The following is a 13,595-nucleotide window of genomic DNA, read 5'->3' as shown; positions in this document are numbered from 1 at the left end:
CGACCCTTCCGTTGACACGGTGGATATGTAGACAGTCTACGCATCGACTGTACGTCCCGGAAGGCGCCTCCGCGATCAGAGCAGCCCGGCCACCGTACGCAGGGCCGCCAGGCGTTCGGGCTCCGTCGGTGCGATCGGGCCCACGCAGAGCGTGGTGACCCCGGCCTCCGCGTACGCCTTGAGCCGGTCGGCCACCCGCTCGGGCGGGCCGAGCAGGGACATGGCGTCCACGAACTCGAACGGCACGGCCTCGGCCGCACCCCGCCGGTCGCCGGCGACGTACCGGTCCTGGACGAAGCGCGCCGCCTCGCCGTAGCCCATCTCGACGGCGATCCGGTAGTAGAAGTTCTCCTCCCTGTGCCCCATGCTCAGGAAGTGCGCCGCGTACTGCGCGATCGGCCGGGCGAGCTCGGCCACGGGCCCGTCGCCCAGCGCCATCGGCACCGTGAGCACCACCTCGAAGTCCGGGGCGGGGTTCACCGCGCGCTCCCGGCCCTTGCCGATGCGCGCCACCGCGTCGCGGACCCTGTCGGGTGACAGGAACGTGCCGATCCAGCCGTCGCCCAGTTCCCCGGCCAGCTCCAGGTTCCGCGGGCCGACCGCCGCCAGGAAGATCGGCACCGGGGCGGGGGCCGGCAGGCGCAGGCCGGTGCCCGACTCATCGAGGGGCAGCCGGTAGTGGGCGCCGTCGTAGCGGGCCTCCTCACCGCGCAGCGCCATGCGGACGATCTCGACGTACTCCCTCGTGCGGTGGAGGGGGCCGGCGAACGGGCGGCCGTACCAGCCCTCGGTGGCGTGCGGGTTCGAGACCCCCAGGCCGAGCCGGAAGCGGCCCCCGGAGAGCGTGCCCAGCGTCGCGGCGGTCATCGCCATCATGGCCGGGGTCCGCGCCGGGATCTGGCACACGCCGGACACCAGGCCGATCTCCGTGGTCCGGCCCACCGCCCAGCCGATCACGCTGACCGCGTCGCGCAACCCCTCGGGGGCCAGCGCGTAGGCGAAGCCGAGTCGTTCCGCCTCCTCCAGTAACGCCCCCGCATCAGGGGGTACGAGATTGAGCCCCAAACGCATCCGTTGCCTCCTCCGTACGCGGCCTTCAGACGGCCAGGATCACCCGGCGCGCTCGTGCCGGAACCGTGGCCCGCTCGAAGCGCCGGGCGGGTCCCGCCCGCCCCAACCGGCTTCGACCAGCGCCCGAGTGCCCCGTGTCACGCTCGCGGCCATGGCAGACATCGATCTCGTCAGGCTCGCGCGCTCCTACTTCGCCGCCAAGGCGCTGCTCAGCGCTGCCGAGCTGGACCTGTTCACCACCCTCGCGGAGAAGGCGCTGAGCGAGCCGGAGATCCGGGAGCGGCTCGGCCTCCACCCCCGCGCGTGCCGGGACTGGCTGGACGCGCTCACCGGCCTCGGCGTCCTCGTACGCGACGGCGACCGCTACGGCAACGGGCGGGACGCGGCGGCCTACCTCGACGCGACCAAGCCCACCTACATCGGCGGGTTCCTCCATCTGCTGAACTACCACTACGGGAACTGGGCAGAGCTGACCAAACTCCTGCGTACCGGCGACCCGGGCTCGAAGGGGGCGCAGAACTTCGACGCCTTCTACGCCGATCCCCGGCGGGTGGCCCAGTTCATGCGGGCCATGGACGGCGCCGCGGCGGCGGTCGGGCCCGCCCTGGCGCACGCCTTCGACTGGAGCCGGTACCGGTCGTTCACCGACGTCGGCGGCGCGCGCGGCAACCTGGCGGCCGACATCGTACGGGCGCATCCGCACCTGACCGGGGTCACCTTCGACCTGCCCCAGGTCGAGCCCAGCTTCACCGAGCACATGGCGCGGCTCGGCATGAACGGGCGGGTCCGTTTCCACGGCGGGGACTTCTTCGCCGACCCGCTGCCCGAGACGGACGTCGCCGTGTTCGGGCACGTGCTGCACGACTGGGACGACGAGCGGCGGATCGCGCTGCTGGAGAAGGCCCACAAGGCGCTGCCCGCGGGCGGCCGGGTGGTCATCTACGACGCGCTCAAGGACGAGATCCCCGGCGACCCGGAGACGTTCCTGATGAGCCTCAACATGCGGCTGATCACGCCGGGCGGCTCGGAGTACACGGAGTCGGAGTGCCGCTCGTGGCTGACGGCGGCCGGTTTCCGCGAAGTCGAGGTGGCGCCGCTCACCGGCCCCGACATCCTCGTGACCGCCCGCAAGGGGGAGCGATGAGCCGGTTCCCCGCACGGCGCGGCCTGCTGGCCGGCGCCCTGCTGCTGGCCGCCGCCGCCCAGATGGCCGGCACGCCCGGAGCCGCGTCGGCCACCGGGGCCGCCACCGGCAGGGTGGTCGACGTCGTCATCGGCGAGGGCGGGCTGTCCGCTCCCTCGACGCTGCCCGAGGGCGCGGTGACGCTCCGGGTCCGCTCGACGCGGCCCGCCGTCGCGCTCCTGCTCGTACGCCTGCGCACCGGCCACTCCCTCGACGTCTACCTGCGCGATCTCGTCCTGACCTCCTCCCTCGACCTCGAGGAGCGCAAGGCCGCCTCCCGTGCCGTGGAGGCGGCCGCCGACCAGTTCGGCGGGGCCGTGGTGACCTCGGCGGCCGTCGTGGCGTGCACGCAGGTCCTGCCGCACGGCCGCTACTACCTGGTCGCCTTCGAATACAGCTCCGCCACCGCCACGCCCATCGTGCGGGAGGTGAGCGTCGAAGGCTTCGGCGGGCGGGCGTACCCGGCCGTGGACGGCAGCATCGTCCACCGGCGGGCGGGAACGCACACCCGCCTGGAGGTGTCCGGCGCGGACCTGCCAGGACACGGCCGCTTCCGCGTGTTCAACGCCTCCGGCGGGCTGAACGAGGCGGTGTTCGTCCCCGTCGCGCCCGGCACCACCGAGGACGAGGTACGCGCCGTGTTCGACGCGCTCAGGAACGGCACGCCGCCGCCGAGCATGCCCTTCCGCGGCCGGCCCGTGGGCCTGGCGCCCCTGTCCCCCGGCCGCTCCGCGGTGCTGCACGTCGAGCTGCCGGCCGGGCCCTACCTGCTGCTCTCCCACATCGTCGACCCCCGCACCGGCCATCCGCGCGCCTACGACGGCGCGTTCCACCTGACGTCCCTGACCTGAACGGAGCAGAGAGATGAGCCTGGACCTGACAGGAAAGCGATGCCTGGTGACCGGCGGCAGCCGGGGCTCCGGCCGCGCGATCGTCCTCGCCCTGGCCGCGCGCGGCGCCCGGGTGGTCACCTGCTACCGCGAGGACCAGGAGGCCGCGGCCGACCTCGAACGGGAGCTGAAGGCGTTCGGGGCCGACCACCGCGTCGTACGGGCCGACGTCCGCCGGCCCGAGGACGCCGCGATGCTGGCCGGCACCTGCCGGGAGCTGTTCGGCGGCCTGGACGTCCTGGTCAACAGCGCCGGGGTGGACGGGCACGCGCCGCTGGAGGCCCTGGAGCCCGACGAGTGGCACCGCGTGCTCGACACCAACCTGACCGCCCTGCACCTGGTCACCCGGGCCGCGCTGCCGCTGTTCGGCGCGAACGCCACGATCATCAACATCGGGGCGTCGGCGGCCGAGCGCGGGCTCGCCTTCAAGAGTCACTACACCGCCTCCAAGGCCGCGGTGACCGGGTGGACCCGTTCGCTGGCCAAGGAGCTGGGGCCGCGCGGGATCCGGGTCAACATCATCGCGCCCGGCATCGTCGCCTCGGGCGCGGACGGCCCGCCCCCGCAGGTGATCGAGCGGATCAAGTCGGCCACCGCGCTCGGCCGCCTGGGCGCGCCCGGCGACATCGCCGACGCCGTGCTGTTCCTGGCCAGCGATCACTCCGCCTACATCTCGGGGGCCACGCTCACCGTGGACGGGGGGATCTGATGCACCTGCGCGACGTGGCCGTGTTCGGGCTCGGCTCGATGGGCTCGGGCATGGCGATGCGCCTGGTCGAGTCCGGCTACCGCGTCACGGTCTGGAACCGGACGGCCGAGCGGGCGAAACCGCTGGCCGAGACGGGGGCCCGCGTCGCCGCCGGCGTTCGGGAGGCGGCGGCCGGGGCCGAGGTGCTGCTGCTGAGCCTGGCGGACGAGAACGCCGTCGAAGAGGTGCTGTTCGGGCAGGCCCTCGCGACCGTCCGGCCGGGCACGCTCGTCGTGGACACCAGCACGGTCTCGCCCGCGTACGCGCGCCGGGCCGCCGAGCGGGTGGCCGGCGCCGGTTCGCGCCGGGTGGAGGCGTGCGTGCTGGGCAACCCCCTGCAGGCGCGCCGGGGCGAGCTGCGCGTGCTGGCCGCCGGCGCCGACGAGGACGTCGTACGGGCGAAGCCGCTGCTGGAGACGCTCGGGCACGACGTGTACGAACTGGGCCCCGCCGGGCGGGCGGCGGCCATGAAGCTCGCCTTCAACCTGCTGCTCGGCGCCCAGCTCGCCTCGCTCGCCGAGGCCGTGAGCTATGGGGAGAGCGCGGGGCTCGACCGGGACATGCTGTTGTCGGCCATCGCGGAGAGCGGGTTCAGCTCGCGGGTGATGAGCTTCCGGGCGGCGCTGATGCGGGAGGGGCGGTTCACCCCGGCGGCGTTCCGGTCGCGGCTCATGGCCAAGGACCTCAGGCTCGTCCTGGCGGAGGCCGCCGAGGCGAACCTGGACCTGCCGGTCACCGAACGCGCCGCCGGCCAGTTCGCGGCGCTCGTCGGGCGGGGCGCCGGTGACCGGGACGCGGCGGCGGTCTGCGAGCTGTTCTCGAACGGGTCGCCCGCCACCCCCTGACCTGGCGCGGTGGGCGGGCCGTTCAGCGGATGTGCGGCCCGTTCACCACGTCATGATCTCTCCGTCGGGGCGGAAGAACGCGCCGGTCGGTCCGTCGTCGGCCAGCGTGGCGAGGGCGACGACGGACCGGGCGGCGTCCTGCGGCGTGCGCTGCGCGTCCGGGCACATCCGACTCCTGACCCGGCCGGGGTTGACGGCGTTGACCAGCACGCCGGTGCCCTCGGTGTCCCTGGCCAGGATGACGGTGATCGCGTTGAGCGCGGCCTTGGAGACCGTGTAGCCGGGCGTGCCGGGGAACAGGCCGTAGGTGAACGACGCGGTGCCACTCGACACATTGACGATCCGGCCCCAGCCGCGCCGGAACATGCCGGGCAGCACGGCCTGCGCCATCCGCCACGCGCCGAGCGTGTTGACGGCCAGCTCCCGCTCGACGAGGGCGAGGTCGGCGTCGGACGGGCGCCGCCCGGGGGTCAGGAGCACGCCGGCGTTGTTGACCAGGACGTGGACCGGGCCGATGGCCGCCAGCGCGGCCTCGATCGTGCCGGGGTCGGTGACGTCGATGACCGCCGGGCGTACCGATCCGCCGTACCGGGCCGTGAGCTCGTCCGCGACGGCGGCCGCCGTGTCCTTGGCGCGCGCGGCGACGACCACGCCGAACCCCTCCTCGCACAGGCGGGCCGCCAGCGGCATGCCGAGGTCGCCGTTCGCGCCGGTGACCAGCGCCGTACGCGCCGAATCGGGGTTCATCACAGCACCGCCTTCGCCAGGAGGTCGAGCTGGCCGGGATCGGGGAGGCAGGGCACGAAGATCAGCTCGTCGCAGCCGGCGTCGCGGTAGCCGGTGACGACCTCGCCCAAGCGGGCCTCGTCGGTGATCGCGCCCGCCGCCGCGCGGCCCGCGTACCCGGGGCCGAGGAAGGCGTAGTAGTCGCCGAGGAAGCGGGCGGCGTGGTCCGGCGCGCCCGTGCCGAGGACGAAGTAGCTCAGGGCGAGCTTGCGCGGCTCGTCGGCGCGGCCCTCCTCACGCCAGACGGCGCGGGCGCGTTCGAGGTGGATCGCGTAGCCCGACGGGGCTCCGCCGCCCGTGATCCAGCCCCAGCCGTGGCGGCCGGCGCGGCGCATGGCCGCCTCCGAGTGGCCGCCGAACAGCAGCCGCGGCGCCCGCTCGGGGACCGGGCCGATCGGGCGGTCGTACCCGTCCTCGGGAGCGCCCGACCAGATGCGCAGCAGGCGCTCGGCCATCGCGTCGAGGCGGCGCCCGCGATCGGCCAGGCCGGTGCCGTTGGCCGTGAAGTCGTCCTCCCGCAGCCCGGCCGCCAGGCCGAGGACCAGCCGGCCCTCCGACAGCCGGTCGACGGTGGCCGCCTGTTTGGCCAGCACGGCGACGTCCGCCCGGTAGGTGGCGATGAGGATCGTGGTCGCGAGCGTGATCCGCTCGGTGACCGCGGCCGCCGCGGCGAGCGTCGTGAGGGGTTCGAGGCTATCGTAGACGAGCCGGTCGAGGGTGCCCAGCGTGGAGAAGCCCAGGCGGTCGGCGCGCCTGGCCCAGTCCAGCAACTGCCCCGCCCGCGTGCCCGGGATCACCGTGGGAAGCGCCACACCTATGTCCATGCTCCGATGATCCGGCCCCGGCCTCGACGCTCGATCGAGCCGTGTTCGACCGGGGCGGCCTAGCGTACGAACGCTGGTCGTTCGCGCAGAGGGAGGCATGGGATGCGGGTTCTGTTCAACACGTGGGCCTGGCCGACGCACTTCTACCCGATGGCGCCGCTCGCCTGGGCCCTGCGCGCCGCCGGCCACGAGGTGCTCGCCGCCGTGCCACCCGCCCAGACCGGGGTGGTACGGGCGGCGGGCGTGCCCTTCCAGCCGGTGGGCCGCGACCTGGACACCGTCGCCATGTTCCGCGCCATCGTCGAGGGAACACCCCAGACCCGGCCGGTCCCGGCGGAGCCCGCCGCCTCGGCGGGCCCGGCCGCTTCGGCGGAGCCCGCCGGGGCGCCTGAGTGGACGCGGCGGGTGCCGCGTGCCTCGATGATCTGGCTGGCCCTCGCCGAGTCGATGACCGGGGAGCTCGTGGACGTCGCCCGCGCCTGGCGGCCCGACCTGGTCGTGTTCGATCCGACCTCGTGGGCCGGGCCCATCGCGGCGGCGGCCGTGGGCGTGCCCGCCGTACGGCATCCCTGGGGCGCGGACATCGTGGCGGCCATGCGCGCCCGGCCCGGCGTCGCCGAAGGGGAGGCCGCGGCCATGGCTCCCCTGTGCGCGCGGCTGGGCGTGGAATCGCCGGTCGAGCCGCTCGGACGGCTCACCCTCGACCCCTGCCCGGAAGGGCTGCAGCAGCCGGGCCTCACCCACGAGCGGGCACCGATCCGGTACGTCCCGTACAACGGCGACCGGGCACCGCATGGCCTCCAGAACGGCCGTGCGGGCACCGATCGGGCGTCCGGGCGGGCTTCCGGGCGGGCTTCCGGGCGGGCTTCCGGGCGGGCGCGGGTCTGTGTCACCTGGGGCACGACGGTGGGCAGGGTGGCGCCCGGGCGGATGGAGGCGGGCCGGATCGCCCGCGCGCTGGCCGGCGCGGGGCTGGACGTGGTCGTGGCCGTCGACGAGGGCCAGCGGCACCTGTTCGGCGAGCTGCCCGGCGAGGTCGAGGTGGTGGAGTCGGCGGCGCTGCACACGGTGGTGCCGGGGTGCGACGCGGTGGTGGGCCACGGCGGCTCGGGGACGATCCTGACCGGGCTGGTGCACGGGCTGCCGCAGATCGTGTTCCCGCTGCTGCCCGACCACCGCTTCAACGCCACACGGCTGGCCGCCTCCGGCGCCGGGATCAGCGTCGACCTCGCGGAGGCGACCGACGCGCGGGTCCGGGACGAGATCCGGCGGTTGCTGGACGAGCCCTCCTACGCCAAGGCGGCCAGGGCGCTGGGCGACGGCATCGCCGCCGCACCCGCCCCCGCCGCCCTCGTCCCCCGGCTGGCCGAGCTCACGGGCTGACGGGCTGACGGGCTGACGGGCTGACGGGCTCACGGACCGCACAGGTCCTTCGGATCCGGCCGGATCGACCCGCTCGCCCCCGCGCCTGCGCACCGGGGCGAGCGGGTTCGCGGTCAGAGGTCCACGCGTACCCGGTACAGGTCCAGCCAGGAGTTGAGCTGGAGGACCATCTCCGCGTGGGTGCGCGACACCCAGGCGCGGGGGCCGCTGATCAGCTCTCCCGGCTCCGCGGCGAAGCGCTTGACCGCGTCCGTGTCGATCAGGGGGGCCACCGGGGACGAGGTGTCGTTCACGATGTCCATGAGCTCACCGCAGAGGGCGCGGGCGTACACGTCGTCCTGCGGCGTGGGGTACGGCGTCTTGCGGCGCTCCAGGATCGAGTCCGGCAGCAGGCCGCGGAGCGCGGCCCGCAGCAGGCTCTTCTCGCGGCCGTCGAAGCTCTTCATCGCCCACGGCGCCCCGTACACGTACGACACCAGCCGGTGATCGCAGTACGGCAGCCGGAAGGCCAGCCCGGCCGCCTGGGAGATCGACTCCCCGTGCGGAAGCAGGGTGTGCAGCCAGTTGGTCACGCCCAGGTGCCACACCTCCCGCATCCGCTTCTCCTCCGGCGTGTCACCCGGCAGCGAAGGGACCTCCGCCAGGGCCTCGCGGTAGCGTCCGGCGGCGTAGCCGGGCACGTCGAGGGTGGCGAGGAGTCCGGGGTCGAGCAGGTCCGTCCCCATGCCGTGCCGGCCGCCGCCCCAGTGGGCCATCGCCAGCCACGGGAAGGTCCTGGCCTCGAGGAGCGGGGGCATCGACATCCACATGCCGCCGCCGAAGATGCCGTCGGCGGCGTCCCCGAGCAGGGCCAGCGGGACGTGCTCGGCGATGGCGCGGCACAGGGCGTACAGGGAGGTGTTCATGTTGCCCAGCGGGCTGGGGACGTCCTTGGCGCGCAGGGAGTTGATCTTGATGACGGGGTCGAGCAGGTCGGCGGCGTTCAGGACGATGTCGGTGTGCCGGGCCCCGACCGATTCGACCATCGTGCGGACGAACGGCGCGTCCGGCGTGCCCCACACCTCGTCCGCCTGGAAGTCCTCCTCGGCCCCGAACGTGACCGTGAACGTCCGCAGCGGCTCGGCACCGCGTTCGCGCAGCGCGCGGGCGGCGAGCGCGGTGAGCCCGCTGGAGTCGAGGCCGCCGGAGAGCATCACGCACAGCGGCACGTCGGCCCGCAACTGCTCGCGGACGGCGTGGTCCAGCAGCTCCGTGATCGTGCGGACGGTCGTGTCCAGGTCGTCCTGGTGGCCGTCCGCCTCCAGCCGCCAGTAGCGCTCCTCCGTCACCCGGCCGTGCCGTACGCGGACGAGATGGCCGGGGCGGACCTCGGCCATCCCCTGGAACACGGCGTGCCCGGGGGTGCCGGCGTAGGAGAGGACCTCGCGCAGCCCGTCGGCCCCGACCCTGGCCTGGATGAGGGGGTGGGCGAGGATCGCCTTGCGCTCGGAGGCGAAGAGCGCGCCCTCGGCGAGAGGGGCGTAGAACAGCGGCTTCGCGCCGAGCCTGTCGCGGATGAGGAGCAGTTCGTCCGTGCCCGGGTCCCAGACGGCCAGGCCGTAGATGCCGGTGAGCCGGCTCGCCAGGCCCGCGCCGCCCCACTCCAGGTAGCCGCGGGCGAGCACTTCCGCCGCGCCGGCGGAGGTGAAGCGGTGGCCGTGCGCCGTGAGGTCCGCGCGCAGCTCGGCGGCGTTGTAGACGTCGCCCGCGCAGACCGCCACGGCCCGGACCGCCCCGTCGGCCTCCAGCACGTACGGCTCCGCGCCGCCGGCCGGCTCCCCCAGCCTTCGGTGGCGGTGGGCGAGGATCGCCCTGGACGACGTCCAGAGACCCTCCCCGTCAGGCCCCCGGCAGGCCATCGCGCCCGCCATCGCCCGCACCGTGTTCCCTTCCCGCGACAGGTCCCGCTGTCCGTCGACCCAGCCGGCGATGCCCGACATGACGATCTCCAATCCGTGGGGTGATCAGGTTTCCCCGCCCGGGGGCGCCTTGAGGCGCCGTCCGAGCGTGCGCGCGCCCGCGGCCAGCGCGAGCGCCGTACAGGTGCCCAGCACCGCGAGCACGAGGTAGTAGACGGGGAGCGAGACCACGGTGGTCAGCTCCGCGAGCCTGCCTCCGAAGGCCGCGCCGATCGCGGCGAACATCCAGAACAGCCCGAGCACCTGGCTGGTGTTGCCGCGCGGCGCCACCTCGGCCGCGAGGCTGAGCCCCACCGGCCCGACCGCCAGCTCGCCGCAGACGATCAGCAGGTAGACCACCAGCAGCCACAGCGGCGAGATGAGCTCCGACTCCGCCTGTACGGCGGCCAGCGCCATGACGCCGAAGGACAGCCCGCCGGCCAGCAGCCCGGCGGCGAACTTGGGCGGCGTGGCCACGCGCGCCCCCAGCCGGGTCCACAGCAGCGCGAACACGGGGGCGAGCAGGAGCAGGAACAGGGGTTGCGCGGATTGGAACCAGCTCGCCGGAACCTCGAAGCCGGCGACGTCCCGGTCCACCGCGTCCCGGGCGAAGAGGTTCAGCAGGGCCGGGCCCTGGGCGTACATCATCCAGAACACGGAGGAGGCGACCAGCATCCACAGGAACGCCCGCAGGCGGGGGCGGTCGCCGGGGCCGACCTCGGGGCGGCGGCGCAGGCGGCGGACGTACAGGATCGGGGCCGCAAGCAGGACCAGGCCGATCAGCATGAGGATCCGGTCGAGGGTGAGGACCCCGGCGGCGATCCCGGCCCCGGCCAGCAGCAGGGGGACGCCGGCCCACCAGGCGGTGCCGCGCAGCACGCGGGAGCGCTCGGCGGGGGTGGCCGGGTTGGTCGGGTGGACGCCGACGTCGCCGAAGTTGCGCAGGCCGTAGGCGTACTGGACGAGGCCGGCGAGCATGCCCACCGCGGCGATGCCGAAGCCGAGGTGCCAGTTGACGCGTTCGGCGGCGTAGCCGGTGAGCAGGGGCGCGAACAGGGCGCTGACCTGGATGCTCATGTAGAAGATGGAGAAGACGGCCTCACGCCGCTCGGGCCGCCCGGGGTACATCTCGCCGATCATGGCGGCCATGCTCGGCTTGACCAGCCCGGTGCCGACGATGATCAGCCCGAGGCCGGGATAGAGCGCCGACTCCACCGGGATCGCCAGGCACAGGTGCCCCGAGGCGATCAGGACGCCGCCCGAGAAGACGGCACGGCGGGCCCCGAGTACGCGGTCCGCCACCCACCCGCCGGGCAGCGCCGCCATGAACACCAGCGCCATGTAGATCCCGAACAGGGCGCTGGCCGTGTCGGGCGCCATCGCGAGGCCGCCCTGCGAGCGCGGCGCCACGAGGTAGAGGTAGAGGATGGCGAGCATGCCGTAGAAGCTGAAACGCTCCCACATGTCGACCACGAACAGCGTGCCGAACCAGCGCGGCCAGCCGAACACCGTGCGCGGCGACCCGGCGGTCTTGATCTGCGACGTCATGATTCCTCCAGCGGCCTGAGCATTTCGATGACCGCGCACGACCAGGTGAAGCCCGCGCCGACACCGGCGAGCAGGCACAGTTGCCCGGGGCGGATGCGCCCGGAGACGGCGAGCTCGTCGAGCCCGGCGATCTGGTCCCCGGCGCCGAGGTGGCCGACGTGGCGTCCCCACGACCAGAGCGTGCGGTCGACGTCGATGCCGAACTTGTCGAGGAAGTACTCCTTCAGCCGGGGCAGCCCGAGGTTGGGCAGGACGAACCAGGCGATCTCCTCGGCCTCGGCCCCGGCCTCGGACAGGGCCCGTTTGAACGCCTCGCGCCCGCCCGCGTCGAGGCGGTCGAGCACCGCGTCGAGCCCCGTGTCTCCGACGAAGTGCCGGTGGGCGGGCTGGACGTCGATCGGCCTGCGCGCCTCCAGCGGGGTGGAGCCGAAGGGGTCGCCGCCCCGCTGCATGCCTTCGAGCGCCGGGTCGGAGACGGTGACGAGGCTGCGTACGCGGGCGTAGCCGCCGGTCGTGGAGAGCACGAGCGCGGTGCCGCCGTCGCCGAGCACCGTGCCCGGGTCGCTGCGCCAGCGGTCGATGCCGGGCAGGGCGAAACGGTCGCCCGTGGTGATCAGCGCGCGCCGCCGGGCCCGGCCGGCCGCCAGGTAGCCGGCGGCCAGTTCGAGCGCCGCCATCCCGCCGTTCGACAGTTGCCGCACCTCGATGGCCGGGCCGCGGCCGCTCGCGGTGGCCCGCTGCACGTACGAGGCCGCGGACCACAGGTCGTGACCCTGGTGGTAGATGCCGGCGTGCAGCACGAGGTCGATCTCGTCCGGCGGGCCACCCGCGACCCGCAGGGCCGTACGGGCCGCGCGCACGGCCATCTCCGGCCCCGCGTCGCCCTCGGAGACGCAGACGGAGACGATGCCGTCGCGCCACACCTGACGGCGCTCCACCAGCCCCTCCTCGGCCGCCCGCTCCAGGGGCATGGGCGGGGGGAGCCAGCGTCCGGTGCCGGCCACGTACAGGTCGGCGGCCCTCACGTCTCCCCCAGCATGCGCGCCAGCAGCATGGTGTCGTGCCGGGCCGCGCGGAAGGCGGGCTCCCGCAGCACGTCCCTGAGCAGCCCGGTCGTCGTCCGCACCCCGTGCCCCTCCACCACGAACTCGCCCAGCGCCCGGTCCATGCGGGCCAGCGCGGCCTCGCGGTCCTCGCCCCACGTGATGACCTTGGCGAGCAGCGAGTCGTAGTCCGGCGTGATCGTCATCCCGGTGTGGCCGTGCGTGTCGACGCGGGTGAAGGGCCCGCCGGGCGGGCGGAAGTCGGTCAGTGTGCCGGCCGTGGGCGCGAAGCCGCGCTCGGGCGCCTCGGTGTTGACCCGGCACTCGATGGCGTGACCGGCCGGGACGACGTCGTCCTGGGACAGGCCCAGCGGCAGGCCGGCGGCGACGCGGATCTGCTTCTGGATCAGGTCGATCCCGGTGACCGCCTCCGTCACCGGATGCTCGACCTGGATGCGGCAGTTGACCTCCATGAAGAAGAAGTCGGTGCCGTCCACGAGGAACTCGAACGTGCCCGCGCCGGTGAAGCCGACGGCGGCGGCGGCCTTGACCGCCGCCTCGCAGATGTGGGTGGTGAGCCCGGGGTCCAGGCCGGGGGCCGGGGTCTCCTCCATGAGCTTCTGGTGGCGCCGCTGCACCGAGCAGTCGCGCTCGCCGAGATGGACACCGCCGCCCAGGTCGTCGAGCAGCACCTGGACCTCGACGTGCCGGGCGGATTCGACGTACCGCTCCAGGTAGAGCCGGCCGTCGCCGAACACGGCCCGCGCGGCGGCGCGGGTCTCGTGGAAGGCGCGGATCAGGTCGCGGGGGTCGCGGACCACCTTCATGCCCCGGCCGCCGCCACCCGCGACGGCCTTGAGGATCACCGGGTAGCCGATCGCGTCGGCGGCCTCCTTGGCCTCGGCCGCGTCCTCCGGCGGATGCTCGCCGCCGGGCAGCACGGGCAGGCCCGCCTCCGCCATCGTGGCCCTGGCCCGTGCCTTGTCGCCGAGCCGGGCCATGATCTCGGGCGAGGGCCCGATGAAGGTCAGCCCCTCCGCCGCGCACACCTCGGCGAAGTCGGGGTCCTCGGACAGGAAGCCGTAGCCGGGATGGACGGCCTGGGCGCCGGTCCTGCGGGCGGCCTCGATGATCGCGGAGACGTTGAGATAGCTCCGCCTGGGCGCGGGCGGGCCGATGCACACGACCTCGTCCACGACGCGGGTGACGGCCGAGCCGAGGTCGGCCGTCGAGCAGACCGCCACCGACCGGATGCCCATCTCCCGGCAGGTACGGGCGACGCGCAGCGCGATCTCGCCCCGGTTGGCGATGAGCACGGTATCGAACATGCTGGCTCC

12 protein-coding genes are annotated in these 13,595 nt (G+C 74.2%); 5 read left to right on the top strand and 7 right to left on the bottom strand.

Annotated elements, in window-relative coordinates:
* Positions 1–75 precede the first annotated feature (75 nt).
* Complete coding sequence (locus AB0I15_RS15375; protein WP_358095061.1) at positions 76–1,071, bottom strand: LLM class flavin-dependent oxidoreductase; 996 nt, start codon at positions 1,069–1,071, stop codon at positions 76–78.
* Between the two features lie 151 nt (positions 1,072–1,222).
* On the opposite strand from AB0I15_RS15375, the gene AB0I15_RS15370 reads away from it, so the two are divergent.
* From AB0I15_RS15370 to AB0I15_RS15355, 4 genes are read left to right on the top strand one after another with little or no spacing between them, the layout of a single operon-like run.
* Complete coding sequence (locus AB0I15_RS15370) at positions 1,223–2,215, top strand: methyltransferase (protein ID WP_358095059.1); 993 nt, start codon at positions 1,223–1,225, stop codon at positions 2,213–2,215.
* Positions 2,212–3,105: a hypothetical protein gene (locus AB0I15_RS15365; RefSeq protein WP_358095057.1), complete on the top strand. Its 894-nt coding sequence runs from the start codon at positions 2,212–2,214 to the stop codon at positions 3,103–3,105. The genes AB0I15_RS15370 and AB0I15_RS15365 overlap by 4 nt, the downstream gene beginning before the upstream one ends.
* A gap of 13 nt (positions 3,106–3,118) precedes the next feature.
* Positions 3,119–3,853, top strand: a complete 735-nt coding sequence (locus AB0I15_RS15360; protein WP_358095055.1) for an SDR family NAD(P)-dependent oxidoreductase — start codon at positions 3,119–3,121, stop codon at positions 3,851–3,853.
* On the top strand, positions 3,853–4,737 hold the full coding sequence (locus AB0I15_RS15355; protein ID WP_358095053.1) for an NAD(P)-dependent oxidoreductase: 885 nt from the start codon (positions 3,853–3,855) through the stop codon (positions 4,735–4,737). The genes AB0I15_RS15360 and AB0I15_RS15355 overlap by 1 nt, the downstream gene beginning before the upstream one ends.
* A 42-nt stretch (positions 4,738–4,779) precedes the next feature.
* Here AB0I15_RS15355 and AB0I15_RS15350 read toward each other — a convergent pair whose 3' ends face one another.
* Positions 4,780–5,484 (bottom strand): SDR family NAD(P)-dependent oxidoreductase, encoded by a 705-nt coding sequence (locus tag AB0I15_RS15350; protein WP_358095051.1) that lies wholly within the window; start codon positions 5,482–5,484, stop codon positions 4,780–4,782.
* A complete protein-coding gene (locus tag AB0I15_RS15345; protein WP_358095049.1) occupies positions 5,484–6,347 on the bottom strand; it encodes an LLM class flavin-dependent oxidoreductase in 864 nt (287 codons plus the stop codon). Before AB0I15_RS15345 ends, AB0I15_RS15350 begins: the two co-directional genes overlap by 1 nt.
* Positions 6,348–6,449: 102 nt before the next feature.
* On the opposite strand from AB0I15_RS15345, the gene AB0I15_RS15340 reads away from it, so the two are divergent.
* Positions 6,450–7,730: a nucleotide disphospho-sugar-binding domain-containing protein gene (locus AB0I15_RS15340; RefSeq protein WP_358095047.1), complete on the top strand. Its 1,281-nt coding sequence runs from the start codon at positions 6,450–6,452 to the stop codon at positions 7,728–7,730.
* 113 nt (positions 7,731–7,843) lie between these two features.
* Here AB0I15_RS15340 and asnB read toward each other — a convergent pair whose 3' ends face one another.
* The 4 genes from asnB to AB0I15_RS15320 are packed head-to-tail and all read right to left on the bottom strand — an operon-like array spanning position 7,844 to position 13,586.
* On the bottom strand, positions 7,844–9,709 hold the full coding sequence (gene asnB, locus AB0I15_RS15335; protein WP_358095045.1) for an asparagine synthase (glutamine-hydrolyzing): 1,866 nt from the start codon (positions 9,707–9,709) through the stop codon (positions 7,844–7,846).
* A gap of 24 nt (positions 9,710–9,733) precedes the next feature.
* Positions 9,734–11,215, bottom strand: a complete 1,482-nt coding sequence (locus AB0I15_RS15330; protein WP_358095043.1) for an oligopeptide:H+ symporter — start codon at positions 11,213–11,215, stop codon at positions 9,734–9,736.
* On the bottom strand, positions 11,212–12,240 hold the full coding sequence (locus tag AB0I15_RS15325; RefSeq protein ID WP_358095041.1) for a ketoacyl-ACP synthase III family protein: 1,029 nt from the start codon (positions 12,238–12,240) through the stop codon (positions 11,212–11,214). The genes AB0I15_RS15330 and AB0I15_RS15325 overlap by 4 nt, the downstream gene beginning before the upstream one ends.
* Positions 12,237–13,586 (bottom strand): acetyl-CoA carboxylase biotin carboxylase subunit, encoded by a 1,350-nt coding sequence (locus AB0I15_RS15320; RefSeq protein WP_358095039.1) that lies wholly within the window; start codon positions 13,584–13,586, stop codon positions 12,237–12,239. Before AB0I15_RS15320 ends, AB0I15_RS15325 begins: the two co-directional genes overlap by 4 nt.
* Between the last annotated feature and the right edge of the window lie 9 nt (positions 13,587–13,595).

Origin of the sequence: Nonomuraea sp. NPDC050643 (assembly GCF_040654715.1) — a bacterium.
GTDB lineage: Bacteria > Actinomycetota > Actinomycetes > Streptosporangiales > Streptosporangiaceae > Nonomuraea.
This window is presented reverse-complemented; position numbering and strand designations above follow the sequence as displayed.

Excerpts from the sequence above, each read along its gene's own strand:
- AB0I15_RS15345 (WP_358095049.1), bottom strand. The coding sequence starts at position 6,347 with ATGGACATAGGTGTGGCGCTTCCCACGGTGATCCCGGGCACGCGGGCG.
- AB0I15_RS15365 (WP_358095057.1), top strand. The coding sequence starts at position 2,212 with ATGAGCCGGTTCCCCGCACGGCGCGGCCTGCTGGCCGGCGCCCTGCTG.
- AB0I15_RS15340 (WP_358095047.1), top strand. The coding sequence starts at position 6,450 with ATGCGGGTTCTGTTCAACACGTGGGCCTGGCCGACGCACTTCTACCCG.
- AB0I15_RS15350 (WP_358095051.1), bottom strand. The coding sequence starts at position 5,484 with ATGAACCCCGATTCGGCGCGTACGGCGCTGGTCACCGGCGCGAACGGC.
- AB0I15_RS15375 (WP_358095061.1), bottom strand. The coding sequence starts at position 1,071 with ATGCGTTTGGGGCTCAATCTCGTACCCCCTGATGCGGGGGCGTTACTG.
- AB0I15_RS15360 (WP_358095055.1), top strand. The coding sequence starts at position 3,119 with ATGAGCCTGGACCTGACAGGAAAGCGATGCCTGGTGACCGGCGGCAGC.
- asnB (WP_358095045.1), bottom strand. The coding sequence starts at position 9,709 with ATGTCGGGCATCGCCGGCTGGGTCGACGGACAGCGGGACCTGTCGCGG.
- AB0I15_RS15355 (WP_358095053.1), top strand. The coding sequence starts at position 3,853 with ATGCACCTGCGCGACGTGGCCGTGTTCGGGCTCGGCTCGATGGGCTCG.
- AB0I15_RS15320 (WP_358095039.1), bottom strand. The coding sequence starts at position 13,586 with ATGTTCGATACCGTGCTCATCGCCAACCGGGGCGAGATCGCGCTGCGC.
- AB0I15_RS15370 (WP_358095059.1), top strand. The coding sequence starts at position 1,223 with ATGGCAGACATCGATCTCGTCAGGCTCGCGCGCTCCTACTTCGCCGCC.
- AB0I15_RS15330 (WP_358095043.1), bottom strand. The coding sequence starts at position 11,215 with ATGACGTCGCAGATCAAGACCGCCGGGTCGCCGCGCACGGTGTTCGGC.